At 56.7% G+C, this 26999-nt stretch carries 22 protein-coding genes; 11 read left to right on the forward strand and 11 right to left on the reverse strand.

Annotation, left to right across the window (positions count from 1 at the left end; translation table 11 throughout):
• Positions 1-4 precede the first annotated feature (4 nt).
• Positions 5-2368, forward strand: coding sequence for a glycoside hydrolase family 31 protein (locus ACTJI7_RS05195; RefSeq protein WP_045259974.1), 2364 nt, complete (start codon positions 5-7; stop codon positions 2366-2368).
• A gap of 91 nt (positions 2369-2459) precedes the next feature.
• On the opposite strand, the gene ACTJI7_RS05200 is transcribed toward ACTJI7_RS05195, so the two are convergent.
• Positions 2460-4055 carry an ABC-F family ATPase gene (locus ACTJI7_RS05200; RefSeq protein WP_047368156.1) on the reverse strand — a complete coding sequence of 532 codons (1596 nt, stop codon included), beginning with the start codon at positions 4053-4055 and terminating at the stop codon, positions 2460-2462.
• A 222-nt stretch (positions 4056-4277) separates the two neighbouring features.
• Here ACTJI7_RS05200 and ldtB point away from each other — a divergent pair, with 222 nt between their 5' ends.
• A complete protein-coding gene (ldtB, locus tag ACTJI7_RS05205; RefSeq protein ID WP_008501186.1) occupies positions 4278-5198 on the forward strand; it encodes a L,D-transpeptidase in 921 nt (306 codons plus the stop codon).
• 41 nt (positions 5199-5239) lie between these two features.
• On the opposite strand, the gene ACTJI7_RS05210 is transcribed toward ldtB, so the two are convergent.
• The 3 genes from ACTJI7_RS05210 to ACTJI7_RS05220 are packed head-to-tail and all read right to left on the reverse strand — an operon-like array spanning position 5240 to position 8722.
• Positions 5240-5956, reverse strand: coding sequence for a GntR family transcriptional regulator (locus tag ACTJI7_RS05210; protein ID WP_025912880.1), 717 nt, complete (start codon positions 5954-5956; stop codon positions 5240-5242).
• A gap of 15 nt (positions 5957-5971) precedes the next feature.
• The gene (locus ACTJI7_RS05215) at positions 5972-7294 is read right to left on the reverse strand and encodes a PTS sugar transporter subunit IIC (protein ID WP_045259972.1); all 1323 of its coding nucleotides are present in this window, start codon (positions 7292-7294) and stop codon (positions 5972-5974) included.
• A 51-nt stretch (positions 7295-7345) separates the two neighbouring features.
• On the reverse strand, positions 7346-8722 hold the full coding sequence (locus tag ACTJI7_RS05220) for a glycoside hydrolase family 1 protein (protein WP_045259971.1): 1377 nt from the start codon (positions 8720-8722) through the stop codon (positions 7346-7348).
• Positions 8723-9020: 298 nt separating this feature from the next.
• Here ACTJI7_RS05220 and ACTJI7_RS05225 point away from each other — a divergent pair, with 298 nt between their 5' ends.
• A complete protein-coding gene (locus ACTJI7_RS05225) occupies positions 9021-10124 on the forward strand; it encodes a succinylglutamate desuccinylase/aspartoacylase family protein (protein ID WP_440669809.1) in 1104 nt (367 codons plus the stop codon).
• Positions 10125-10222: 98 nt separating this feature from the next.
• Here the strand turns inward: ACTJI7_RS05225 and ACTJI7_RS05230 are convergent, their stop codons facing one another.
• The 6 genes from ACTJI7_RS05230 to mntR all read right to left on the reverse strand — a co-directional run bounded on the left by ACTJI7_RS05230 (position 10223) and on the right by mntR (position 17234).
• Entirely contained in the window at positions 10223-11263 is a 1041-nt protein-coding gene (locus tag ACTJI7_RS05230) for an aldo/keto reductase (protein WP_136343020.1), read from the reverse strand.
• A 104-nt stretch (positions 11264-11367) separates the two neighbouring features.
• Positions 11368-12891, reverse strand: coding sequence for an efflux transporter outer membrane subunit (locus ACTJI7_RS05235; protein WP_045259969.1), 1524 nt, complete (start codon positions 12889-12891; stop codon positions 11368-11370).
• Complete coding sequence (locus ACTJI7_RS05240; RefSeq protein WP_028012453.1) at positions 12891-14462, reverse strand: DHA2 family efflux MFS transporter permease subunit; 1572 nt, start codon at positions 14460-14462, stop codon at positions 12891-12893. Before ACTJI7_RS05240 ends, ACTJI7_RS05235 begins: the two co-directional genes overlap by 1 nt.
• The gene (locus ACTJI7_RS05245; protein ID WP_041910714.1) at positions 14459-15553 is read right to left on the reverse strand and encodes an HlyD family secretion protein; all 1095 of its coding nucleotides are present in this window, start codon (positions 15551-15553) and stop codon (positions 14459-14461) included. The genes ACTJI7_RS05240 and ACTJI7_RS05245 overlap by 4 nt, the downstream gene beginning before the upstream one ends.
• Before the next feature lie 101 nt (positions 15554-15654).
• Entirely contained in the window at positions 15655-16764 is a 1110-nt protein-coding gene (locus ACTJI7_RS05250) for an anion transporter (protein WP_028012451.1), read from the reverse strand.
• On the reverse strand, positions 16761-17234 hold the full coding sequence (mntR, locus tag ACTJI7_RS05255) for a manganese-binding transcriptional regulator MntR (protein ID WP_008501176.1): 474 nt from the start codon (positions 17232-17234) through the stop codon (positions 16761-16763). The genes ACTJI7_RS05250 and mntR overlap by 4 nt, the downstream gene beginning before the upstream one ends.
• A 183-nt stretch (positions 17235-17417) precedes the next feature.
• Between mntR and mntS the strand changes: the two genes are divergently transcribed.
• Positions 17418-17546: a manganase accumulation protein MntS gene (gene mntS, locus ACTJI7_RS05260; protein WP_014831181.1), complete on the forward strand. Its 129-nt coding sequence runs from the start codon at positions 17418-17420 to the stop codon at positions 17544-17546.
• Positions 17547-17815: 269 nt separating this feature from the next.
• Positions 17816-19399: a phosphoethanolamine transferase gene (locus ACTJI7_RS05265; RefSeq protein WP_045259968.1), complete on the forward strand. Its 1584-nt coding sequence runs from the start codon at positions 17816-17818 to the stop codon at positions 19397-19399.
• A 118-nt stretch (positions 19400-19517) separates the two neighbouring features.
• Here the strand turns inward: ACTJI7_RS05265 and ompX are convergent, their stop codons facing one another.
• Positions 19518-20036, reverse strand: a complete 519-nt coding sequence (gene ompX / locus ACTJI7_RS05270; RefSeq protein ID WP_028012448.1) for an outer membrane protein OmpX — start codon at positions 20034-20036, stop codon at positions 19518-19520.
• Positions 20037-20391: 355 nt separating this feature from the next.
• On the opposite strand from ompX, the gene rhtA reads away from it, so the two are divergent.
• The 6 genes from rhtA to ybiO all read left to right on the forward strand — a co-directional run bounded on the left by rhtA (position 20392) and on the right by ybiO (position 26997).
• Positions 20392-21279, forward strand: coding sequence for a threonine/homoserine exporter RhtA (gene rhtA, locus ACTJI7_RS05275; protein ID WP_041910716.1), 888 nt, complete (start codon positions 20392-20394; stop codon positions 21277-21279).
• Positions 21280-21578: 299 nt separating this feature from the next.
• A complete protein-coding gene (dps, locus tag ACTJI7_RS05280) occupies positions 21579-22082 on the forward strand; it encodes a DNA starvation/stationary phase protection protein Dps (RefSeq protein WP_008501171.1) in 504 nt (167 codons plus the stop codon).
• A gap of 361 nt (positions 22083-22443) precedes the next feature.
• Entirely contained in the window at positions 22444-23187 is a 744-nt protein-coding gene (glnH, locus tag ACTJI7_RS05285; RefSeq protein ID WP_014831177.1) for a glutamine ABC transporter substrate-binding protein GlnH, read from the forward strand.
• Between the two features lie 93 nt (positions 23188-23280).
• Entirely contained in the window at positions 23281-23940 is a 660-nt protein-coding gene (gene glnP, locus ACTJI7_RS05290; protein WP_003858462.1) for a glutamine ABC transporter permease GlnP, read from the forward strand.
• Positions 23937-24659 carry a glutamine ABC transporter ATP-binding protein GlnQ gene (glnQ, locus tag ACTJI7_RS05295; RefSeq protein ID WP_063154663.1) on the forward strand — a complete coding sequence of 241 codons (723 nt, stop codon included), beginning with the start codon at positions 23937-23939 and terminating at the stop codon, positions 24657-24659. The genes glnP and glnQ overlap by 4 nt, the downstream gene beginning before the upstream one ends.
• Before the next feature lie 124 nt (positions 24660-24783).
• Positions 24784-26997 carry a mechanosensitive channel protein gene (gene ybiO / locus ACTJI7_RS05300; protein ID WP_063154665.1) on the forward strand — a complete coding sequence of 738 codons (2214 nt, stop codon included), beginning with the start codon at positions 24784-24786 and terminating at the stop codon, positions 26995-26997.
• Positions 26998-26999 lie beyond the last annotated feature (2 nt).

Genomic DNA, 26999 nt, shown 5'->3' on the forward strand with positions numbered 1-26999 from the left:
GCATATGAAAACCCTGAAAAACTGGACCGTTGATAAGCAGTCTGCAAATCATCTGGAGCTGCTGGTCGATAATCAGCACCGCCTGTGCCTGTACGTGCTGGAACAGAACCTGTTCCGCGTGCTGATTAAGCGCAAAGGCGAGCTGGCGCTGGACCGCACCTGGAGCATCGCGCCGGAACAAGACGTGCCATGGGAAGGCCGTCGTCGTGACGACTTGAGCGGTTTCTCCTGCCCGGCCTGGACCCTGACGCAGCAGGATGACGCAGTGACGGTGGCAACCGAGCAGCTGCGCGTCACCGTCCACCAGCCCCTGTGGCTGGAGTGGCACTACCGCAATGATGCGGGCGAATGGCAGCCGCTGGTCCAGGATCGCCCGACCAGCGCCTACCTGCTGAACGCCCACGGCGACGGCGTGGCGCACTATCTGAGCCGTCGCAAGGACGAGCGTTTCTACGGCCTGGGTGAGAAAGCGGGCGATCTGCAGCGCAACGGCAAACGTTACGAGATGCGCAACCTGGACGCCATGGGCTATAACGCCGCCAGCACCGATCCGCTTTATAAGCACATTCCGTTTACCCTCACCCGCCGCGATGACGTGAGCTACGGCCTGTTCTACGACAACCTGAGCAGCTGCTGGCTGGATCTGGGCAACGAGATCGACAACTATCACACCGCCTATCGCCGCTGGCAGGCGGAAGCGGGCGATATTGATTACTACCTCTTTACCGGCGCGCGCGCGCTGGACGTCACCAAAGCCTTCGTGCGCCTGACCGGGAAAACGCTGTTTGGGCCGAAGTGGAGCCTGGGCTACAGCGGCTCGACCATGCACTACACCGACGCACCGGACGCGCAAAACCAGCTGATGAACTTCATCCGCCTGTGCGAAGAGCACGCCATTCCGTGCGATTCGTTCCAGCTCTCGTCCGGCTATACCTCCATCAACGGCAAGCGCTACGTCTTCAACTGGAACTACGACAAAGTGCCGCAGCCGAAGGCGATGAGCCAGGCCTTCCACGACGCGGGATTGAAGCTTGCGGCCAATATCAAGCCGTGCCTGCTGCAGGATCATCCCCGCTATAACGAAGTGGCGGAGAGCGGCCTGTTCATCCGTGATTCAGAAACCGATGCGCCTGAACGTTCCAGCTTCTGGGATGACGAAGGCTCGCACCTCGACTTCACCAACCCGCAGACGGTGCAGTGGTGGCAGAACGGCGTGACCACGCAGCTGCTGGAGATGGGCATCGACTCCACCTGGAACGATAACAACGAGTATGAAGTGTGGGACGGTGAAGCCCGCTGCTTTGGCTTCGGCAAGGAGATCGCCATCAAGCACATTCGCCCGGTGATGCCGCTGCTGATGATGCGCGCCTCGCTGGAAGCGCAGCAGCGCTTTGCGCCGGAAAAACGCCCGTATCTCATCTCCCGCTCCGGCTGCGCCGGGATGCAGCGCTACGTTCAGACCTGGAGCGGCGACAACCGCACTAACTGGGACACCCTGCGCTATAACATCCGCATGGGGCTGGGCATGAGCCTGTCCGGATTATTCAACGTCGGTCACGACGTGGGCGGTTTCTCCGGCGACAAGCCGGACGCCGAGCTGTTCGTGCGCTGGGTGCAGAACGGCGTGATGCATCCGCGCTTTACCATTCACTCGTGGAACGATGACCATACGGTGAACGAGCCGTGGATGTATCCGGGCGTCACGCCTGCCATTCGCGGCGCGATTGAGCTGCGCTACCGCCTGCTGCCGTATCTCTACACCCTGCTCTGGCAGGCGCACGCCGACGACGAGCCGATGCTGCGTCCGACCTTCCTCGACCACGAGCACGACGCGCAGACCTTCGAAGAGTGCGATGACTTCCTGCTGGGCCGCGACCTGCTGGTGGCCAGCGTCGTCGAAGCCGGGCAGCGCGAGCGCCGCGTCTGGCTGCCAGATAACGAAACGGGCTGGTACGATTTTTACACCCATGCGTGGTTCGCCGGCGGCCAGTCGATCGTTCTCGACGCGCCGCTGGAAAAACTGCCGCTGCTGGTGCGCGCCGGAGCCGGTCTGCCGCTTAGCGAGCGCATCACGCATGTTAGTGCTGAAAAAGATACGACCCGCGAGCTGAAGCTGTTCCCGGTTAAAGGCGTCGGCACAACCACGGGGCTGCTATTTGAAGACGACGGTGAAAGCTGGGGCTATCAGAAGGGCAATGCGCTGTGGGTGGAATGGGAAATGGAGTGTGATGGTGCAACCATCAACCTGAAGGTCAACGCGCGCGGGGATTATCGTCCGGCGTGGAAGGCGCTGAAGGTGTCATTACCTGTAGGGGAAAAACGTACGCTGCGGGTGAACGGGGTTGAAGGGAGCGAATGGGTGGTGTAGTACGGCCTGATGCCCTCACCCTAGCCCTCTCCCTGTGGGAGAGGGAATAGAACGTAGGCCGGGTAAGGCGAAGCCGCCACCCGGCTTTTTTTTAGCCGTCGATACCTTTGCTGCGCAGGTAATCTTCGTAGTTACCGCTGAAGTCCACCACGCGCTCTGGCGTAATTTCGATCACGCGGGTCGCCAGTGAGCTGACGAACTCACGGTCGTGAGAGACGAAGATCAGGGTGCCCTGATACATCTCCAGCGCCATGTTCAGCGATTCGATCGATTCCATGTCCAGGTGGTTGGTCGGTTCGTCCATCACCAGAATGTTCGGTTTTTCCATCATCAGCTTGCCGAAGAGCATGCGGCCTTTTTCACCACCGGAGAGCACTTTGGCCGGCTTTTTGATGTCGTCCTGGCTGAACAGCAGACGACCCAGAATGCTGCGCACCGCCTGCTCGTCGTCACCTTCCTGCTTCCACTGGCTCATCCAGTCGAAGACGGTCAGGTCGTTTTCGAACTCATATTCGTGGTCCTGCGCGTAGTAACCAATCTGCGCGTTTTCAGACCACTTCACGGTGCCGTTGTCCGGCTGCAGTTCACCCACCAGGGTTTTCAGCAGGGTAGATTTACCCACACCGTTGGCGCCCAGAATGGCAATTTTCTCGCCCACTTCCAGCAGCAGGTTGAAGTTTTTAAACAGCGGGCCTTCATCAAAGCCTTTGGTAAGCGCCTCAACTTCCAGCGCGTTACGGAACAGCTTCTTGTCCTGCTCAAAGCGAATGAACGGGTTCTGACGGCTGGAGGCCTTCACTTCTTCCAGCTTAATTTTGTCGATCTGACGGGCACGCGATGTTGCCTGACGGGATTTAGAGGCGTTAGCGCTGAAGCGGCTCACGAAGGACTGCAGGTCCGCAATCTGCGCTTTCTTCTTGGCGTTATCTGCCAGCAGACGCTCGCGCGCCTGGGTGGCTGCCGTCATGTACTCGTCGTAGTTGCCCGGATAAACGCGCAGCTCGCCGTAGTCTAGATCCGCCATGTGCGTACAGACCATGTTCAGGAAGTGACGGTCGTGCGAGATGATGATCATGGTGCTGTCGCGGTCGTTCAGCGTCTGCTCCAGCCAGCGGATGGTGTCGATATCCAGGTTGTTCGTTGGTTCGTCGAGCAGCAGGATGTCCGGGTTAGAGAACAGCGCCTGTGCCAGCAGCACGCGCAGCTTCCAGCCTGGCGCGACTTCGCTCATCGGGCCGTAATGCTGTTCAACCGGAATACCCACGCCCAGCAGAAGCTCGCCCGCGCGGGCTTCCGCAGAGTAGCCGTCCATTTCGCCGTACTGGGTTTCCAGATCGGCCACTTTATAGCCGTCTTCTTCGCTCATTTCGGCGAGACCGTAGATACGATCGCGCTCCTGCTTCACTTCCCACAGCTCCGCGTGCCCCATGATCACGGTGTCGAGCACGGTGAACTCTTCGAAGGCGAACTGATCCTGACGCAGCTTACCGATACGCTCGTTCGGATCGAGCGACACGTTGCCCAGCGTCGGCTCTAAATCGCCGCCGAGGATCTTCATAAAGGTGGATTTTCCGCTACCGTTGGCACCAATCAGGCCGTAACGGTTGCCGCCGCCAAATTTGACGGAAATGTTTTCGAACAGCGGCTTACTGCCAAACTGCATAGTGACGTTGCTGGTAACTAACACGGAGAGATTCCTGCGAAAAGTGTGATAAACACGGCATTATGCCACAATTCCGAATTGAGATCCCGTGTTGCGGCAATCCACTAAACTTTAACAAAATCGAAAAAAATGTGATTTCGTACACATCTGAATTCCCTGTTAGCGGGAATGCACATATAATGCGCTCCCATCACAGATTCAGACTTATCAACTCATCGCCTGAATGGCTTAGATACCTCGCACAACATGAACATGAAATTAACAACGCTTTTTGCGGCGGCGTTAGCCGTAGTAGGTTTTTGTAAGACCGCGTCTGCGGTGACGTATCCCCTGCCGACAGACGGAAGCCGTCTGGTGGGTCAAAACCAGGTGGTGACGGTGCCTGAGGGTAACTCTCAGCCGCTGGAGTATTTCGCCGCGCAGTACCAGCTGGGCCTGTCCAACATGCTGGAAGCGAACCCGGGCGTTGACCCGTATCTGCCAAAAGCAGGTACCGTGCTGAATATTCCTCAGCAGCTGATCCTGCCGGATACCGTTCATGAAGGCATCGTGATTAACAGCGCCGAAATGCGCCTGTATTACTACCCGAAAGGCACTAACACCGTTATCGTGCTGCCAATCGGTATCGGCCAGTTGGGTAAAGACACCCCGCTGAACTGGACCACCAAAGTAGAGCGTAAGAAAGCGGGCCCAACCTGGACCCCTACCGCCAAAATGCACGCGGAATACATCGCTGCGGGCGAGCCGCTGCCCGCCGTTGTGCCAGCCGGCCCGGATAACCCGATGGGCCTGTACGCGCTGTACATTGGTCGTCTGTACGCCATCCACGGCACCAACGCCAACTTCGGTATCGGCCTGCGCGTGAGCCACGGCTGCGTGCGCCTGCGTAACGACGACATCAAGTTCCTTTTCGAAAACGTGCCGGTCGGTACGCGCGTGCAGTTCATCAACGAACCGGTGAAAGCGACGTCTGAGCCAGACGGCAGCCGCTACATCGAAGTGCACAACCCGCTCTCCACCAGCGAAGACCAGATCAATAACAACGAGATCGTGCCGATTACGCTGAACAGCGCGGTGCAGTCAGTGACCTCTCAGCCAGACGTGGAAACCACCATCGTCGACCAAGCGATTCAGAACCGTTCCGGTATGCCGGTGCGTCTGAACTGATCACGCGCATCAAAAAAGCGGGCTTCAAGGCCCGCTTTTTTTTATCCGTTATTCACAATCACAATCCCGCCGTGGTCGTAGCGATAGTGGCAGTGGGCATACTCCAGCGGCGTGCCATCTTCCAGATAAATGACCTGCTCCACCTCCAGCACCGGATCGGTTTCCTCACAGACCAGATGCTCTCTGTCCAGCGCGCTGGGCTTTAGAGCCCGCACGACCCGGTATGACCCCATAATTTTCAGCCCCAGGGTTTCCTGAACGTACTGAAACACCGAACCTTCAAGGTGGTTTTTCGTCAGGCCCGGCACCAGATTCATCGGCATCACTGTGGAATCCAGCGACATGGGTTCGCCGTTCAGTAAACGCAGGCGAATGAAGTCGTAGATCGGCGCATCGGCGTTAATCATCAGCGACGCCTGCTCTTTTTCGTTCGGGAAGCGCAGTTCGAAATGCACCACCTGGCTCGTGACCGTACCCAGATGCGCCCAGGTTTTGGTCGCGCCAAAGTAGTCGCTGCCGGAGAGATCCCACTGCGAGAGCTGGAGGAAGTTTTTGCGGATGAACGTCCCCTGCCCCTGGCGGGTGTAGACCAGCCCTTCGACGATCAGCTGGCGCATCGCCTGCTGAATAGTCATCCGGCTGGTACTGAACTCCGCCGCCAGTGCAAACTGATCCGGCAGGGGTTCGTTGGCGGCGTACTGCTGGCTGATAATGCGTTTCTTAATTTCCCGCGCTATGGTGATGTACTTCGCCGCCATCGTCCTTCCTTTCTGTTAGTTTTCTATCCCGCTGTTTTTCAAGGCCACTCGCTCGGCAATTTTGAGGAAAGGCAGGTAGAAGAATACACCAAATACGATGATTGCCAACTGGACCACCACGGCGCGCCAGTCCCCCGCCGTCGCCAGCCAGGCGCTGAGGATCGGCGGCGTGGTCCAGGGGATCATCACCACGCAGCGGGACATTAACCCCAGCGTGGTGCAGAGCCAGGCGAAGTAAATGCCGATGGCGGGCAGCAGCACAAACGGGATCATCAGCGGCAGGTTAAAGACGATCGGCAGGCCGAAAATCACCGGCTCGTTGATGTTGAATAAGCCCGGCGCCAGCGACAGACGCGCCATCTGCTTCGCCGATTGTTGCCGCGAGAAGATAAAGATGGCGATCAGCAGCGAGATCGTGCTGCCCGTGCCGCCCACCATGCCAAACGTCGGCACGAAAATATTGTTGATGATGTGCGGGATGGGCTGTCCGTTGGCGAAGGCCAGCATGTTCTCGTTGGTATTAATCAGCAGGAATGGCTCAAGCACCACGCTGTTGACCACCGACTGATGAATGCCGAGCGTGAACAGGAAGTTGCCGAAGCTGTAGATGAAAATCGTCCCCGGCAGGCTGGTGTTGATCAGCCGCAGCGGCTGCTGGATAAAGGTCGTAATGAGATGGATCAGATCCGTATGCAGCACGTTCGCCAGCAGCGCCGCCAGCACGGCGAACACCGACAAGGTAAGAATGGTTGGGATCAGCGCGGTAAAGGATTTGCTCACCGCCGGGGGCACGTTTTCCCCCAGCGAAATGTGCAGCGCCTTCAGCCGCGAAATGGCGATGAACAGCTCGGTGGAAAGCAGGCCAATCAGCACCCCGGCGAAAATCCCGGTGGAGCCGATATTGGCGAACGTCAGCACCTGCGTCACGCTGACCGAAGCGTCGCTGCCAACGGGCGTAACCTGTAAGCGCATCGGCATCATGATGATAAAGCTGCTGACGGCGATAACCACTGCCGAGACCGGATTGTCGAAATCTTTGTTGCGCGCCAGCGACCAGGCAATCATCGGCGCCAGCAGCAGCGCGGCGATGTTCAGCGTGCCGTTAATAATCGCCTCGCCCCACACCTTAAACTGTGTGAGCGTGTCGCCCTCAAAAATCCACGGGAACACCACGTTGTTCACCAGCACCGCCAGACCGGCGAGGATGAAAATCGGCATCACCGTGGCGAAGGCGTCGCGCAGGGAGCGCAGGTGCACCTGGTTTGCCAGGCGCGCCGAGAACTCAACAAATTTATCGACAAAGGACTGCATGTGCGGTGTGATTTTTGTTTCAGACATAGCGGAGTGTTCCCATCAATCAGTCACAAAAACGGCCCGGCAGCGTACGGCTTACATCTCGCGTCCGTTGGTATGGATAACCTGTTTTAACCACGCGTAGCTCTTCTTCGGCACGCGCTTAAGGTCTTTCAGGTCGTGATTCTCTCGGTTGACGTAGACCACGCCGTAGCGCTTACGCATGTCCCCCTGCGAGCTGAGAATGTCAATTAACCCCCAGCCGAGATAGCCAATGACCTCTGCGCCATCCTCGAATATGGCTTCCTTCATGGCCTCGATATGCGCCCGGTGGTAGTCGATGCGGTAGGTGTCCTCAATCGGGTTAACCCCGTCCCAGGACTCAATTACCCCAATACCGTTTTCAATCGGGAAGACCGGCAGGCGCCAGTCGTTGGCATAGCGAGTGATGATGGTGCGAAAGCCCAGCGGATCGATCTGCCAGTTCCACTCGGTGGCCTTCAGGTAGGGGTTATTTTTCTCACCGTGCAGCAGGTAATAGTTGACCGGCGTGCCTTTCGGGATCGCGTCGCTGTCCAGCGTTTTGCTGGCGTAGTAGCTGAAGGCCATAAAGTCATTTTTCGTGCGGGCAAACAGAGCGAGATCGTCGGCGCGATAGATATCACCGAAGCCCTCCTGCTCTACCACCGCCATCACCGCCGGGCTGTAGCCCTGGCCGGCAAAGACGCGCAGCAGGTTCTGGTTGAGGAATTCGTCATACTGCTGGGCGCAGAAGATATCGCGCGGCTTGCAGGTGGCCGGATAGATCAGCTGGTGCGCCAGCATGCCGCCCATTAGCTGACCCGGTTTCGTCTGGTGCAGGTATTCGGTCAGCGACATGTGCGCCACCATCGCATGGTGCTGAAGCTCATACAGCTCGCGCAGGGTTTTCTCGCCTTTCATATAGCCGGAAATGCGGAACGCTTCCGGCATATGGAAGATGTTCTGCTCGTTAAAGGTCAGCCAGTACTTTACCCGGTCGCCGAAGCAGTCGATCATCTTTTTTCCGTAGCGGATAAAAGCCTCCACCACGCGGCGATCGTTGAAGCCGTTGTACTCCTGCGCCAGCGCCAGCGGCATGTCGAAGTGGTAGAGGCAGACCATCGGCTCGATGCCGCGGGCGATGAGATCGTCAATAAAGCGGTCGTAAAAGGCGATGCCCTCGTCGTTGAACGCGCCGTCGCCCTGCGGGCAGACGCGGCTCCAGGAGATCTGGAAGCGGTAGCAGTTCATGCCCAGATCCTGCATCAGGTCGAAATCTTCCCGGTAGCGATGGTAGGAGTCGGTCGCCACCTTCCAGTCGGAGACGTTTTCTCCGGCTTCACGAATGTCGTACACCGACATCCCCTTCCCACCCTCGTTCCAGGCCCCTTCCGTCTGCATGCTGGACACCGAGTTGCCCCATAAAAAGTTGGCCGGCAGTGAATTGTTCATGCTCTCTCCCTATATGACTAGTCATTTAAATTCTTATGACTAGTCATATAGGCGAAGATGAAATTTCGATCAAAGGGGAGGATCGTTTTTTGTGAGGAATGTCGGAAAGAAGCGCTGAGCAGGAAAAATGAATAGCGAATTCTTGTTATTTAGGCCTGAGCGTTAGCCTATGCAGAATCACATTTCCCGAACGTGCCACTGGCTGGCCTCATAAAATCATTATTAACTTAATGCGCACGAACCACGGCTCAGGCCGGAACATAAAAATCTCAACCCTATCAAATGGAAAATGACGCTCATGAAGATATCTACTCGCCGTATCGCATTCGCTCTTAGCTTAGCGTTGCCCGGCTCAATGACTCACGCGGCAACGGTGTATACGGGTGATAAAGTGCAGGGAGTGCCGGTTATCTCTACGCTGGATGTATCAGACCTGCCAGCCGGACAACATCGCTTGATGTTCGAGGGGGTTGAGACAGGAACGGGACAGCGCTGGTATGTACCCATAATGGTGGCAAAAGGGAAAACGGACGGGAAGAAAGTCCTTCTGCAGGCGGGCGTCCACGGGGATGAGCTAAACGGCGTGCGCATCGTACAAAAAGTGATGGAACAACTGGCCCCCGAAAAAATGAACGGCAGCGTTATTGGCATCATTGGCCCAAACCGTTCTGGCCTTGAGAGAGTCTCCCGGACATGGTCTGTTTCAACCGATGGGGGTGAAACGATCGACTACAATCGCGTCCATCCAGGAAAAGAAACGGGTAACCCTGCTGAGCGTCAGGCATGGATGATGTGGAACAAGGTTTACAAGGGGAATGTCGACCTGGCGATTGACTATCACACCCAGTCTACCGGAACGGCTTATCCGCTGTTCATTTATGCCGACTACCGCAATGCGGATGCCCGGACAATTGCGGAACTTTTTCCGGCAGATCAAATTAAGAAAGACCCCGGCGAAGCCGGCTCAATGGAAACCACCTTTATTCAAAATGGTATCCCGGCAATAACGGCCGAGACGGGAGAGCCGAGGATTTACCAGCAGGATATGATTGCCCGGGGTTTAGAGGGTGCCCTCAATGTACTGATCCATTACAAGGTGATTGAAGGCAAAATCGGCGCAACCGCCAGCAGCAATAAAACGTATATTGGTAATGCGATCAGTTCCATACGAGCAACTACGGGTGGGTTTGCGGAAGTTTTCGTTAAACCCGGCGACACGGTAAAAGCAGGACAAGAGGTCGCCCTGCAGCGAAATGCTTTCGGTGATGTTGTCGCGAAGTATTCAGCAGAACGGGACGGCAAAGTACTGGCAATTGGAACAGATGTGGTCAGAGAGCCCCGAGCCCTGCTGGTAAGAGTCCTTGAGCAAAACCCAGCCGCAACCTGCAAAGACGGCTGCTGATTACCGCCACAGCACATCGTTGAATCGGCAAAAGCAGCTTATCGTCATTTCTTCGATATCATCCCCGGCAGGCGAAGCGCCGCCGGGGATGAGGAGCGTTATTGTTGCGCAAGCTGATTGCGACGATACTCCCCCTGACGCTCCAGCATCCAGCCCGGATATTCACGCGGCAGCGCGCTGACGGCATCCAGCTGTTTAAGCTCGTCTTCGCTTAAGCGGATCCCGGTGGCAGCAATGTTATCGTCAAGCTGATCGACGCGCTTCGCGCCAATGATGACGCTGGTCACCGCCTTCTGGTGCAGCAGCCACGCCAGCGCGATTTGCGCCACGGATACGCCCTTACTTTCGGCAATCACGCGCATCACGTCCACGCAGTCAAAGGCGCGATCTTTGTCCACCGGCGGGAAGTCGAACGCCAGACGGCGGCTACCGGCTTCGCTCTGCCCGTCGCGGCCATATTTTCCGCTCAGCAGGCCGCCCGCCAGCGGGCTCCAGACCATCAGCCCGACGCCTTCGCTCTGCATCATCGGCACCAGCTCGCGCTCAAGATCGCGCCCGGCGATGGTGTAATACGCCTGGAGGGACGCAAAACGCGCCAGCCCGAGTCGCTCGGAAATGCCCAGCGCTTTGGCTATCTGCCACGCCGCCCAGTTCGAGACGCCGATGTAGCGCACGTGGCCGTGCTGCACCAGGTTATCCAGCGCATACAGCGTCTCCTCAATCGGCGTGGCCGGATCGAAACCGTGAAGCTGATAGAGATCGATATGATCCAGCTGCAGGCGGCGCAGGCTCTCCTTCACGCTGCTGATGATGTGATAGCGCGAGCTGCCGCGCGAGTTCACCCCCGCAGTGCCCGTTTCGCCGAACACCTTGGTGGCAACCACCACATTCTCGCGCGGGACGTTGAGGTTTTTCAGCGCCTGGCCGAGGATCGCCTCCGAGCGCCCTTCCGAGTAAACGTCCGCGGTATCGATAAAGTTGATACCCGCGTCCAGCGCGCGGCCCACCAGCTGTTCTGCTTCGCTCTGCTGGAGCTGACCAATCTTGCCCCACATGCCGCCTTCTCCGCCGAAGGTCATGGTGCCGAGGCACAGTTCAGAAACGAACAGACCGGTGTTGCCCAGTTTTTGATAACGCATAAGATAATCCTCGCATGTCGATTGGGTACCCGATAGTTATACCCGCCCCTCAGCCATCGCGAATGTGGCGTTCCTGTCCGTTTCTTGCCCAATCCTCTGAATATTTATCCGCGCGGGGCGTCGCCAAAGACGCTGTAGTCCGGGAGCTGCACCTGCTGATACGGCTCCCAGCCGCCGCCGAGCGCCTTGTAGAGCGCCACCAGATCGAGAGCGCTTTGTACCTGCGCCTGCGCGCGCTGCTGCTCGGCCTGCGCCAGCTGACGCTGGGCGTCCAGCACGTCGATAAAGCTGGCGATCCCCTGGCGGTAGCTGTCGCTGGCTAAATCAAAGGCGTTTTGCAGGGCATCAATGGTTTTCGCCAGGCCCGCCTCACGCTGCTGGTCGGTGCGATAGCTCACCAGGGCATTTTCGACATCGCCGAGCGCGGTGAGCACCGTTTGACGATAGTCCAGCACCGCCGCCCCCTGCTGCGCGCGCGCCAGCTTCACACTGGAGACGAGTCGACCGCCCTGGAAGATGGGGATGGAGACCTGCGGGCCGAAGCTGTAGAAGTGGCTGCTCCAGTCGGTCAGCCAGCCGGATTCGCTGTTGCGCAGGCCAAACTGTCCGGAGAGGGTAAAGCTCGGGAACAGCTCGGCCACCGAGACGCCAATCTGCGCCGTGGCGGCATGAAGGTTGGCCTCCGCTTCGCGCACGTCCGGACGGCGGCGCGCCAGCGTGGACGGTATACCAGTCTGCACGATATCCGGCAGCGCGGGCATTGGCTGTGCGGATTGCAGCTCGCTATCCAGCGCCCCCGGCGGCTTGCCGAGCAGAATAGCCAGCCCGTTCATCGCCTGGCGTTCCTGGGCCTGATACTGCGGCAGCTGGGCTTCAAGATTACCCAGCTGCGCCCGGGCATTTTCCACGTCCATCTGCGGCGACAGCCCGCCGCGCTGGCGGCTTTCGGTCAGATCCAGCGTCTGCTGCGCGCTCTCAATTTGCGTATTGAGCGTGGCGATGATGCTCTGCGCCCCGCGCAGCTGTAGCCACGCCCGCGCCACTTCGGCCTCCAGCGACACCAGCGCATCGTTACGCTGTTCGATGGCGGCCTTCTGCTGCGCCTCGGCGGCTTCCACCTGACGGCGCACCTTGCCCCAGAGGTCGATTTCCCACTGGGCGTCGAAGCTGCCCTGATAAAGGTTAATCGGCTGTGTCAGCGGTCCCAGCGCGCCTCTGAGTTCAGGGTTGACATTATCCAGCTGGTCGTACACGCCGTGGGATTTTAGCTCCCCTTCCAGCCCGAGCTGCTGGCGCGTCGCCTGCAGATTGCCGTTCACCGACGGGAAAAATGCCCCGCCCGCCTGGTTAATCTGTTCACGCGCCCCGGCAATGCGCAGTACCGTTTGCTGCAACGTCAGGTTTCCGGCGATGGCGCGTTCAACCAGACTGTCGAGCTGCGGCGAGCCGAAGGTTTTCCACCAGCGCGGATTGGTCGCGGCGGAGGTGGTTTGCGATTTTACCGCGCTGTCGCCCTTATCGTTCCAGTGCGTAACGGCGGGTGGCGCAGGCTGCTGGTAGTCCGGCCCGACGGCGCAGCCCACCAGCAGCATCATTATCATCAGGGGGTGTAAACGTCTGTGTATCATCAGTGTGCTCCTGCACTCCCCTCGCTCTTAACCGGCGAGAGCAACAAACAAAACGGAATCAGTAACAAGGCCACCGCGCTCAGAATGGTGAAGACGTCGATGTAGGCCAGGAAGCGGGACTGCTCGATCATCGTCTGGTACATCCGCCCGGTGGCAATCCCGGTCGGATCGCCCACCTGGGTGGTGAAGTTCTGGATCGCCTGGGCGCTTTCGCGAATCGCCAGCTGGAACTGCTCGTTAAACGGCGAGGCGTGGTAGGCAAGGTGCGCGCTGTGCGCCTGCGCGCGCTCGGTGATGGCCGCCGTCGAGAGCGAAATCCCGATGGATCCCGCCACGTTGCGGAACATGGTAAACAGTGCCGCCGCATCGGCGTTGAGCCGTCTCGGTATCGAGATGAAGGCGATGGTAGTGAGCGGCACAAACAGGAACCCCAGACCAATCGACTGGGCGCTGCGGAACAGCACCAGGGTTTCGAAGTCAATATCCGGCGTCAGCGTGCGCGACCAGAAGAACGACACCGCCAGGCAGGTAAAGCCAAAGGCGATGATCCAGCGCGTCTGCACCACCGGCATCAGCTTCAGCACCAGCGGGATGGTCAGCACGATCAGCACCGCGCCGGGCGAGAGCACCAGCCCGGACCAGGTGGCGGTATAGCCCAGATCCTGCTGCGCCAGCTGCGGGATCACCACCGAGCTGCCGTAGAGGATCATCGCCATCCCCGCCATCAGCAGGCTGGAGATCGCGAAGTTGCGGTCCTTCATGCAGTGCAGATCCACCACCGGCTTTTTGGCATACATCAGCCAGTAGATTGCGCCGATAATGCCGACCAGCGTCAGCACCGCGAAGGTGCGGATAAAGTTCGAGTAGAACCAGTCGTCATCCTCGCCCCGGTCGAGCATCACCTGCAAACAACCCAGACCGAGGGCGATCAGGCCGATCCCCGTCCAGTCGATGGTCAGCTTCTCTTTTGATTTGCTCTCCCACGGCGGATCTTCCAGCAGCTGGTAGATCGCCAGCACCGTCACAATCCCCACCGGGATGTTGATAAAGAACACCCAGCGCCAGGAGTAGTTGTCGGTGATCCAGCCCCCCAGCGTCGGGCCGAGCACCGGCGCGACGATAATCGCAATGGAGGAAAGCCCAAACGCTTTGCCCCTGTCCTCCGGCTTGAAGTAGTCGAGCAGCACCGACTGCTGGGTGGGCTGCAACCCGCCGCCAAAGAAGCCCTGCATTACGCGGAACAGGATGATTTGCCACAGCTCGGTGGCAATGCCGCACAGAAACGAGCAGATGGTGAACATCACGATGCAAATGAGGAAGAACTGCTTGCGGCCAAACAGCCGGCTCAGGAACGCCGAGATGGGCAGCACGATGCCGTTCGCCACCAGGTAGCTTGTCAGTACCCAGGTGGATTCGTCGTAGCTGGCCGAGAGCGACCCCGCCACGTGCGGCAGCGCGACGTTGACGATGGTGGTGTCCAGAATTTCCATGAACACCGCCAGGGTGACGACAATCGCCACCGCCCACGGGTTACTGGCGGGCTTCCAGTTATCGTGGCTATGATCCGTCATTCCACGGTGACCTTCGGTTCAACCGACAGCCCCAGCGGCAGCGGCTTGTTCGGATCCAGACCTTTATCAATGACGATTTTTACCGGTACGCGCTGAACAATCTTCACGAAGTTACCGGTGGCGTTTTCCGACGGGAAGGCGGAGAAGCGCGAGCCGCTGCCCTGCTGGATGCTGTCGATATGGCCTTCAAGCTCCATATCAGGCCAGGCATCCACGGAGACGCTAACCTTATCGCCGGGCTTCATGCGCTCAAGCTGGGACTCTTTAAAGTTCGCCACCACCCACACGTTCGGGGAGACCAGCGAGAACAGCGCGGTGCCCGCCTGAACCAGCGTGCCGGGCTGCACGTTGCGTTTGGTGACAAAACCGTCGAACGGGGCGCGGACTTCGGTGTAAGAGAGGTTCAGATTCGCGGTTTCCAGCTGCGCTTTGGCCTGTTCGACCTGACGCTCGCGGGCTTCGACGTTGGTCTCCTGCTGGCGGATTTGCAGCTGTACCTGCTCCGCCACTTCCAGCTGCGCCTGTGCGCTGGCAAGGCCAGCCTGGGCACTGCGCAGCTGAGCGTTCGCAGAATCAATACTTTGCTGGGTGGTCGCGCGCGGGTCGACGCCGCGCTGGCGCCGGTACTCTGCCTGCGCGTTCGCCAGATCGGCCTGCGCTTTCAACACCTGCGCTTTGGCTTCGTCACGCTGGGCGGGATACTGCACTTTTGAGAGCGCCAGCTGCGCCTGGGCCTGATGCAGCTGCGCGATAGCCAGCCCAAGCTGAGCCTGAGCCTGATCGCGCTGGGCGGTGGTATCACGCGGATCGATCACCACCAGCACATCCCCTTTCTTCACGCGCTGGTTATCCCGCACGCGTAGCTCGGTAACGTAGCCCGCCGTTTTGGGGGCAATGGTCACCACGTCGCCGTCGGTAAAGGCGTCGTCGGTGGTCTCTTCGTTGCGGGTTAAAAACCACCAGACCAGCGCCACGATCACCATCACGATGACCACGATGCCAAGGATAATTAACGGTTTTTTGCCCGGGCGTTTACGCTCGTTATTGTTTTTATCCTGCTCGTCAGCAGGTGGATTTTGTTCTTCTGCCATAATTCAGCAACGGTCCTGTCAGTGAGCGGCATCACACTATGCCGTTCACTAAAGCTAGGACGTTGCTATACATTTGCCAGGAAAAACTGACAAATTGCGCACTATATGAGAAGGAATAGTCCGAAACCGATCGCCGCAGCCCAGAGCAGCATCGGGATCGACCAGAGGTGGAAGCGCCACCAGATGCGACGGTCGTTGGCCATGCGCAGGGCGATCAGGTTTGCCAGGGAGCCGGGCAGCAGCCCAAACCCACCGATGTTCACCGCCCAGGCCAGCAGCGTGTCCGGCGGAACGTAGTTGAGCAGCAGAATGGTGGCAGGCACGTTGCTGATAAACTGCGACAGGCCAATCGCCGTCAGCCACAGTCCCGGCTGCGACAGCGTGCTGACGCTGTGCAGAACGTTTTGCAGCACGGGAAGCTGAATAAGCAGATGCACGTCGATGAACATCGCCATAAAGACCAGCAGCAGCGTCCAGTCCACGCTCACCAGCACGCGCCGCGCCAGCACGACAAAGCCCGCGGCGACGAGCAAGACGCCCGCCAGCTCATACCTCAGCTCCAGGGCGAACAGAAAGACGATATACAGCCCGAGGCAGCTCCAGACCAGCCGCGGCTGCCACTGCGGGCCCGTGGTCCCGCTATGGTATTGCAGCTTTTTATCCGGAAACGCGAACCAGCAGACCGCCAGCAGCGACAACATCATCACCAGCGCCAGAGGCGCCATCTGCCAGGTAAAGGCGGCGAATGACAGACCGGAACGTCCCCAGAGAAGAATATTTTGCGGGTTGCCGATGGGCGTCAACAGAGAACCGGCGTTAACGGCGAGCGCTTCAAAGATGATCAGTCTGCTGACCGGGATCTCGCAAAGCTTACGCAGGGTGAGCGTGAGGGGTACGATGATAAACAGCGCCACATCGTTGGTCAGAAACGTCGACAGCACCGCGGCGGAGAACACCATAAACAGGGCCAGCCTGCGCTCGGTGGCAAAACGGCGCACCATTTTACGCCCCAGGACGTCAAAATAGCCGCTCAGCTCGACCCCTTTGGTCAGCATCATTAACCCGCTCAGGGTGATGATGGTGCGCCAGTCAATCGCCGCAGACCAGGCCTGTGGCGCAAACGGCACAAACAGGCTTAACCCGGCGCCAATGATTAATAAGAGATGGAAGAAACGATCACGTGAGAGGGCCTGCAGTCCAGGGATTTTCATTCAGCAGAGGGACCATATTTAAGGGTAAATTCGCGAAACTTCACCAGCGTCTCTTCGCTAACGTGATGCTCCATTCCTTCCGCATCCCGACGGGCAATTTCCGGGCTGACGCCCAGCACCAGCAAAAAGTTCTCGACAAGCTGATGGCGCTCGCGGCTCTCCTGCGCAAGCTTCTCCCCTTCCGGCGTCAGAAACACGCCGCGCCAGGGGATCATTTCGATCAGGCCTACCGAGGCCAGACGTTTTAACATTTTAGCGACCGTCGGCTGCGAAACCCCGAGCCTGGCGGCCATATCGACCTGACGCGCTTCCCCAACCTCGCGGATCAGATCGGAAATCAGTTCAACATAATCATCAATCAGTTCACGCCGGTGCGCTTCACGGACCTGGCGAAAACCTTCGACATGTTCTTCAACATTCACCAGTTGCGTCGTTTTTTTAATGGTTGGCTTACCTGCGCGACGGTTCATTGTACTTCCTCATTGGGATGACGCTTCCAGCGCCCGGTATCGAGAGCGCACATTGTAAACCATCCCTCCACAAGCACAAAAAATTAACGAAATAGCCATAGCTATACAATATAGCCTGTGCTATATCTGTATGTAATGCAGTCACCCTTCACGGATCGAAGGGATCAAACATCAGGAGGTCTCATGAACGAATTCAAGAGGTGCATGACCGTGTTTACCCACTCTCCTTTTAAAGTGCGCTTAATGCTGTTGAACATGCTGTGCGATATGTTTAACAACAAACCGCATCAGGACGACAAACCTTCCCACTAAGCGGCGTTGCGGTACGCCGCTTCATTTTTCTGTCACACTTCCGTTGTAAACTGACCAATTCCCGATAATTTTTGCGGATTTGCAGCCCACTTCGCAAAACATCTGTTTAGCAACTGTTGACCTTAATTCACGCTCGCACTATCTTCTTGCAGCCCTGCACAATTTGCGGCTCGCTGAAGCGGACCTCTCATTCCCTTTCCACGCACTGTCCGGCAGGCTTTGACCCTTGGCGCCAGGGTGAGCACATGGCGTTTTTGTGATAGTGACCTATGAATGTAACCCTGATAGATACCATCGTTACCCGCAGCCGGGCCTTAAGCCCGTGGACGGGATTTTACTTTTTGCAGTCGCTGCTGATTAACTTTGCGCTCGGCTATCCCTTCAGCCTGCTTTATGCAGTGGCTTTCACCTGCATCCTGCATGTGCTGTGGCGAGCGGCCCCGCGCGTGCAGAAAGCGTTGGTAGGGGTCTGTTCGCTGATTGCTGCGATGTATTTCCCGTTTGGCCAGGCCTACGGCGCGCCAAACTTCAACACCCTGCTGGCGCTGCACTCCACCAATATGGAAGAGTCGACGGAGATCCTGACGATCTTCCCGTGGTACAGCTACGTCGTCGGCCTTTTTATCTTTGCGCTTGGCGTCATCGCGGTTCGTCGCAAAGCAGACGCGAAGAGATCATGGGGAAAAATGGAGTCTCTGTGCCTGGCGTTTAGCGTGGGGACGTTTTTCGTTGCGCCGGTGCAAAACCTGGCCTGGGGCGGCGTGTTCAAGCTAAAAGATACGGGCTATCCGGTGTTCCGTTTCGTTAAAGACGTCGTCGTGAACAATAAAGAGGTTCTCGACGAGCAGGCGCGCATGGCTGAACTTTCCAATATGAAAGACACCTGGAACGTGCTGGCGGTTAAGCCGAAATACCATACCTATGTGGTGGTGATTGGCGAGAGCGCACGTCGCGACGCGCTGGGCGCATTCGGCGGGCACTGGAATAACACACCGTTTGCCAGCTCTGTCAACGGCACCCTGTTTACCGATTATGTGGCGGCCAGCGGCTCGACGCAGAAATCGCTCGGCCTGACGCTGAACCGCGTGGTGGATGGCAAACCTCAGTTTCAGGATAATTTTGTCACGCTGGCCAACCGCGCCGGTTTTCAGACCTGGTGGTTCTCCAATCAGGGGCAAATTGGCGAATACGACACCGCCATCGCCAGTATTGCTAAGCGTGCTGACGAAGTGCAGTTCCTGAAGAGCGGTGATTTTGAAGCCGACAAAAACACCAAAGACGAGGCGCTGCTGAAGATGACGGCGCAGGTCTTTGCTACCCAGCGCACCCAGCCGCAGCTGATTGTTCTGCACCTGATGGGATCGCACCCGCAGGCCTGCGATCGCACTGGCGGTAAATACGCGGAGTTTGTGCAGTCGAAAGAGACCTCTTGCTATCTCTATACCATGACGCAAACCGACGAGCTGCTCAGCAAGCTTTACGATCAGCTGCGCAATACGGGCGAAAGCTTCTCTGTGGTCTATTTCTCGGATCACGGGCTGGCGTTTAAAGAGCGTGGCAAAGAAGTGCAGTATCTGGCGCACGACGACCAGTTCCAGCAGAATTTCCAGGTACCGTTTATGGTGCTGTCGAGTGATGATAAAACGCATCGCGTTATCAAAGCGCGGCGCTCGGCGAATGATTTCCTGCAGTTCTTCTCGCAGTGGACGGGGATTAAGGCCAAAGAGATAAAAAATGATTACCCGTTTATCTCCAGCAAGAAAGCGCCCCCAGTGTACGTTACCAACTTCAAGTTACAGAAAGTTGACTATAACCATCTGGGTACCGATATTTTTGATATTAAGAGTAAGTAAGCTGTGCGATCTCGTGCGGTCTGATGCCCTCACCCTGGCCCTCTCCCACAAGGAGAGGGAAAAAGCTAAAAAAAAATCCGCCACATTGGGCGGATTTTTTATTAGCTCACCGAAGTGATTAGAAGCGGTAACCTACGCCCGCGATCCAGGTGCCAACGTCAACGTTGCGGATACGGCTCTGCTCATAGGAGAAGTCCAGAGCCACGTCCTGGATTGGGTTGAACTGCAGGCCTGCGCCATAGGAGAAGCCGTAGTCGCTGTTGCTTGCAGTGCGGTTCAGACCCTGGTTTTCGGTCTGCTGGAATTTACCGTAGCCAACACCTACAACACCGTAGATGCTCGCCCAGTCGTTCAGACGGTAAGCTGGACCAGCAGTGATACCGTAGTACTGGCCTTTGTTGTATGCGCCGTTTTCAGTACGATCTTTCTCGGTGTAGGTGAAAGAACCGATCACGCCCAGCGGGTTGTTATCCTGCTCGTAACGATACTTCAGGTTGAAACCGTTGGTTTTGTTCATCACGCCCTGCATATCGCTCTGAGCGTAACCACCAGTTACAGTAGAAGTAGCAGCTACAGCGGTACCTGCGGAAACAGCCAGTACAGCGGCCAGTGCTGAAAGACATGCAATTTTTTTCATAACCACCTCAAATGTGCTTCAAGTAAGTCCGTAAGTTTTAAATATATCAAAAAATTTTGCGAAACTCTTTGTGATTCGTGATGTCTAATGAGGCCTTTCCTGTAACAGAACGTTTCCAACCTCAGCTAACTCTTTCAAATCACATGCTATTTTTCCTACTAAACGCCCATATTGCGCGTCTGCGCCGTTACATTCATCCAGATTATTCCTAATCTTTCAGGTGATAAATCCACCAGCGCTTAACCATTTTACGGATTTCATGGGTCTTTTTTTTCAACGTAGTCTCAACCGTAGCTGTATATTTCCTTTACACTGCAACCTTTACTCCACTTGACATTAGCTGACAGGAGAAAGGATGCCTGGGTTATCCCGCACGTCGTCGGTCTGGTTGCCGGTAGCCGTCATACTTATTGCCATGTTGTCCATCCAAAGCGGTGCTTCGCTGGCAAAATCGCTTTTTCCACTGGTGGGTGCGCCCGGGGTAACAGCCCTGCGTATCGTGCTGGGAACGGCGATACTGGTCGTCATCTTCAAACCCTGGCGTCTGCGCTTCAAAAAAGAGCAACGTCTTCCCCTGCTTTTTTATGGTCTGTCCCTCGGGGCAATGAACTATATGTTCTACCTCTCCATCCAGACCATCCCGCTGGGGATTGCCGTCGCGCTGGAGTTTACCGGCCCGCTGGCGGTCGCGCTTTTCTCGTCACGTCGTCCGGTGGATTTTATCTGGGTCGTGCTGGCCGTTCTGGGCTTATGGTTCCTGCTGCCGCTCGGCCAGAATGTCTCTGAGATTGATCTCACGGGCGCAGCGCTGGCGCTGGGAGCAGGAGCCTGCTGGGCTGTCTATATACTCACCGGGCAGCGAGCGGGTGAAGAGCATGGCCCGGCAACGGTCGCCCTGGGTTCCGTGATTGCGGCTATCGTTTTTGTGCCGATCGGTATGGCGCAGGCCACGGAGTCTATCTGGCAATGGTCAGTCATGCCCATCGGGCTGGCGGTCGCTATTCTTTCAACGGCTCTCCCCTATTCTCTGGAGATGATTGCCCTGACGCGTCTGCCGACGCGCATATTTGGCACCCTGATGAGCATGGAGCCCGCCCTTGCGGCGATCTCCGGGATGGTGTTCCTGGGCGAAACGCTGACGTTTACCCAGACGCTGGCGCTCTGCTCAATTATCGCGGCGTCAATGGGGTCAACGCTCACCATGCGCCCTGAACCTAAAGTTGAGAAAATCGACATCGGCTAATGCCATATATTCTGCATGGCTTCACGGCCATGCAGAATAAAGGCCAGAATGCCATCCGTTATAATTTCTTACATAGTTTGTCATATTACCGAAATATCCTCCCCCACCCATTCTCCTCTATGCGAATTAAGATTGATCTGTATCAATTTTAAAATTATCTTTTAATTTCAATAAATTAAATTATCAACCTCCTTCTTGCTATTAAACCGATAGGCACAGCCAGACCGCAGAGAAAAAATCCGGTGCTATACTTAGTTCCGTAATTACCTGGGACATAAACATCAAGAGGATATGAGATTATGAGTACCGCTAAACTGGTGAAAACGAAAGCGTCTAATCTGCTTTATACCCGTAACGATGTATCGGATAGCGACAAAAAAGCGACCATTGAGTTGCTGAATCGCCAGGTGATCCAGTTCATCGATCTTTCGCTGATCACCAAACAGGCCCACTGGAATATGCGCGGTGCAAACTTCATTGCCGTCCATGAAATGCTGGATGGCTTCCGCACAGCACTGGTGACACACCTCGATACGATGGCTGAACGTGCCGTTCAACTGGGTGGTGTCGCGCTTGGGACCACGCAGGTGATCAACAGCAAAACGCCGCTGAAAAGCTACCCGCTGGATATCCACACCGTTCAGGATCACTTGAAAGAGCTGGCGGACCGCTACGCGATTGTGGCCAATGACGTGCGCAAAGCGATTAGCGAAGCCAAGGATGAAGATACCGCAGACATCTTCACCGCCGCATCCCGCGACCTGGATCAGTTCCTGTGGTTTATCGAATCTAACATCGAGTAATCCATAAGACTTTCGTGTCAAACCCTCGCCTCTGGTGAGGGTTTTGCACATTTATGGTGCACAGTTTTTGCCTGAGACGGTGCAAAAGTGAATAAATTGTAATAATCACCTCACACAACCGTTAATGGAAGATTGTTTTTTCATCAGAATTTACGCTTAATATCTCCCCGTCAGTTGACCCAAACGAAGCGCACCAAAATGGTGCTCCATGCTGGTGCAACACGACATCATTGCCACGCTTTTTGTGCAATGGATGATTTCATCCCCTTTGTAAAACAACAGCTTGTAAAGTTGGCACGATTTTTTCATTGTGCCAGTCGTTCTCGCAGGGGATCGCCCCGTGGATATAAAAGGAAATGCTATGAAGTCTGTATTAAAAGTTTCACTGGCTGCACTTACCCTGGCTTTTGCGGTGTCCTCTCAGGCTGCCGACAAACTGGTTGTGGCGACCGACACGGCGTTCGTTCCGTTTGAATTCAAACAGGGTGACAAATACGTTGGTTTTGATGTTGATCTGTGGGCCGCTATCGCCAAAGAACTCAAACTGGACTACACCCTGAAGCCGATGGACTTCAGCGGCATCATCCCGGCGCTGCAAACCAAAAACGTCGATTTGGCGCTGGCGGGCATCACCATTACCGAAGAACGTAAAAAAGCGATCGACTTCTCTGACGGCTACTACAAAAGCGGCCTGCTGGTGATGGTCAAAGCGGATAATAACGACGTAAAAAGCGTGAAAGACCTCGACGGTAAAGTGGTGGCAGTGAAGAGCGGCACCGGTTCCGTGGATTACGCGAAAGCGAACATCAAAACCAAAGACCTGCGCCAGTTCCCGAACATTGACAACGCGTATATGGAACTCGGCACCAACCGTGCTGACGCTGTTCTGCACGACACGCCGAACATCCTGTACTTCATTAAAACGGCTGGTAACGGCAAGTTCAAAGCCGTGGGCGACTCTCTGGAAGCTCAGCAGTACGGTATCGCGTTCCCGAAAGGCAGCGACGATCTGCGCACGAAAGTTAACGGCGCACTGAAAACGCTGAAAGAGAACGGCACTTACAACGAAATCTATAAAAAATGGTTCGGTACTGAGCCTAAATAATTTTACCTGAATTCAGGTTTATAGCGCCCGGCGGCGCTCACGCTTGCCGGGCCTACATTTTTCGTTTTTCACCACGGTATACAGGAATACATCATGCAGTTTGACTGGAGCGCCATCTGGCCTGCCATTCCACTCTTGCTTGAAGGCGCTAAAATGACCCTGTGGATTTCGGTCCTCGGTCTGGTTGGCGGGTTGATTATCGGTCTTGTCGCCGGTTTCGCCCGCACCTACGGTGGCTGGATTGCAAACCACATCGCACTGGTTTTCATCGAAGTGATCCGCGGCACGCCGATTGTCGTGCAGGTCATGTTTATCTACTTCGCCCTGCCAATGGCCTTTACCGACCTGCGCATCGATCCGTTCAGCGCGGCCGTCGTGACCATTATGATCAACTCGGGCGCCTACATCGCGGAAATCACCCGCGGGGCGGTGCTGTCGATTCATAAAGGTTTCAGCGAAGCCGGTCTGGCATTAGGTCTTTCTCGTCGCGAAACGATCCGTCACGTTATTCTCCCGCTGGCGCTGCGCCGCATGCTGCCGCCGCTGGGTAACCAGTGGATCATCAGCATTAAAGATACATCGCTGTTCATTGTTATCGGCGTGGCCGAACTGACCCGTCAGGGCCAGGAAATCATTGCGGGCAACTTCCGCGCGCTGGAAATCTGGAGTGCGGTCGCCGTCGTTTATCTGATCATTACGCTGGTACTGAGCTTCGTTCTGCGCCGTCTTGAAAGAAGGATGAAAATCCTGTGATTGAATTTAAAAACGTCTCCAAGCACTTTGGCCCAACCCAGGTGCTGCACAATATTGATCTGAATATCAAGCAGGGTGAAGTGGTGGTGATTATCGGGCCTTCCGGTTCCGGTAAATCGACCCTGCTGCGCTGCATCAACAAGCTGGAAGAGATCACCAGCGGCGATCTGATCGTTGACAGTCTGAAGGTAAACGACCCGAAAGTGGACGAGCGTCTGATTCGTCAGGAAGCGGGCATGGTGTTCCAGCAGTTCTACCTGTTCCCGCATCTGACGGCGCTGGAAAACGTGATGTTTGGCCCACTGCGCGTGCGCGGTGCCAACAAAGCGGCGGCGGAAGCGCTGGCAAAAGATCTGCTGGCGAAGGTTGGCCTGGCGGAGCGTGCGCACCACTACCCTTCCGAGCTCTCCGGTGGCCAGCAGCAGCGTGTGGCAATTGCGCGCGCGCTGGCGGTGAAACCGAAGATGATGCTGTTTGATGAGCCGACATCCGCACTCGACCCGGAGCTGCGCCACGAGGTGCTGAAAGTCATGCAGGATCTGGCGGAAGAAGGGATGACGATGGTGATCGTGACCCACGAAATCGGCTTTGCTGAGAAAGTGGCTTCCCGCCTGATCTTTATTGATAAAGGCCGCATCGCCGAAGACGGTAACCCGCAGGAATTGATCGCGAATCCGCCTAGCCAGCGTCTGCAGGAGTTCCTGCAGCACGTCTCCTGATCCCTCGCTAAATACCGAGCCGGGCTTGCCCGGCTTTTTTACGCCAGATTGTTCCCAAAAACTCCCCTCCGCCTCTCGCCCTCTATACTTATCATTTTGCACGATATTTTTGTCGGAGGACGCCGTGCCGTGGATCCTGCTGCTGTTGATAAGCCTGTTTAGTACGCCATCGCTCGCCGTGGCAATCCCCGGCGTCACCACTGGAGCAACTGCTACTCAGCAAAATACGCCGCCTCCGGAGCCGGATGCAGAACAACAAAAAGCGGCCTATAGCGCACTTGCCGACGTCCTTGAGAATGACACCTCCCGGCAGGAGCTGATCGAACAGTTGAGGAAGGTGGCCGCCACGCCGCCTCAGGATCCGGTTCCGACCATTACGCCACCGCAGATCGAAGAGGAAAAGACGGTACTGGAAAACGTCACCGACATCAGCCGCCGCTACGGGGAAGCCCTGTCGTCGCGTTTTGCCCAGCTCTATCGAAATCTTGTTGGCACCTCGCATAAACCTTTTAATCCCCACACCTTCACCGCAGCCGCCACGCAGTTTGCAATTCTGGCGGGTGCCGTATTCATTTTTTACTGGCTGCTGCGCCTGTGCGCCTGGCCGCTCTACCGGAAAATGGGCCACTGGGGACGGAAAAAAAATCAGCATAAAAGCAGCTGGCTGCACCTCCCGGCCATGATTACCGGGGCGTTTATCATCGATTTACTGCTGCTGGCCCTGACGCTGTTTGTCGGTCAGGTGCTGGCGGACCGCCTCAATACGGGCAACAAAACCATTGCCTTCCAGCAGGCGCTCTTCCTGAATGCGTTTGCGCTCATCGAATTTTTTAAAGCGGTGCTGCGCGTCATCTTTTGCCCGCGCGTGCCTGAACTTCGCCCTTTCAACATCAACGACGACAGCGCGAAATACTGGGCCGTGCGGCTAAGCGTGCTCAGCGGGCTGATAGGCTACGGCCTGCTGGTTGCCGTGCCGATTATCTCCAACCAGGTCAACGTGCAGTTTGGCGCGCTGGCGAACGTGCTGATTATGCTCTGTATAACCGTCTGGTCTCTGTACCTTATCTTTCACAATAAAAGGGCGATCACCGAGAGTCTGCTGCATCTGGCCGACCGTTCCCTCTCTTTCTTCAGTCTGTTTATCCGCGCCTTCGCGCTGGTGTGGCACTGGCTGGCAAGCGCGTATTTTATTGTGCTGTGCTTCTTCTCGCTGTTCGACCCGGGAAACAGCCTGAAATTTATGATGGGGGCGACGTTTAAAAGCCTGGCGATTATCGGCATCGCGGCGTTTGTGTCCGGGCTGTTGTCCCGCTGGATCTCGAAAACCATCACCCTGTCGCCGCAGGTGCAGCGTAATTACCCGGAACTGCAAAAACGGGTGAACGGCTGGATGTCGGTATCGCTTAAGGTGGCGCGCATTCTGACCGTCTGCGTGGCGATCATGCTGCTGCTGAATGCGTGGAGCCTGTTTGATTTCTGGAACTGGCTGCATAACGGCGCAGGCGAGAAGACCGTCGATATTTTAATTCGTATCGCGCTGATTCTGTTCTTCTCCGCCGTCGGCTGGACGCTGCTGGCGAGCCTTATCGAGAACCGTCTGGTATCGGATATTCACGGTAGACCGCTCCCCAGCGCACGGGCCCGCACATTGCTGACGCTGTTCCGCAACGCGCTGGCGGTGATCATCAGCACCATCACCATCATGATTGTGCTATCAGAAATCGGCGTGAATATCGCCCCGCTGCTGGCAGGTGCAGGCGCGCTGGGGCTGGCGATCTCCTTCGGCTCGCAAACGCTGGTGAAGGATATTATTACCGGCATCTTTATCCAGTTTGAGAACGGGATGAACACAGGGGATCTGGTGACCATCGGGCCGCTGACCGGTACCGTGGAGAGGATGTCGATTCGCTCGGTAGGCGTGCGTCAGGATACCGGGGCATATCACATCATTCCCTGGTCATCGATCACTACCTTCGCCAACTTTGTGCGCGGCATTGGCTCCGTTGTGGCCAACTACGATGTGGATCGTCATGAAGATGCAGACAAAGCGAAGCAGGCGCTGCGGGATGCGGTCAGTGAACTGATGGAAATGGAGGATATTCGCGGGCTGGTGATTGGCGAGCCGTCGTTTGCCGGCATCGTTGGGCTGACCAACACGGCGTTCACCCTGCGCGTGTCGTTCACCACCCAGCCGCTGAAGCAGTGGACGGTGCGCTTTGCCCTCGACAGCATGGTGAAAAAGCACTTCGATCTGGCGAACGTGCGAACGCCGGTGCAGACGTATCAGGTATTGTCGCCGCCCGCCTCGCCGCTCCCTCCGCAGGAGCCGACGCTGTAACC

The organism is Enterobacter sp. 22499 (assembly GCF_052044815.1).
Classification (GTDB): domain Bacteria; phylum Pseudomonadota; class Gammaproteobacteria; order Enterobacterales; family Enterobacteriaceae; genus Enterobacter; species Enterobacter bugandensis.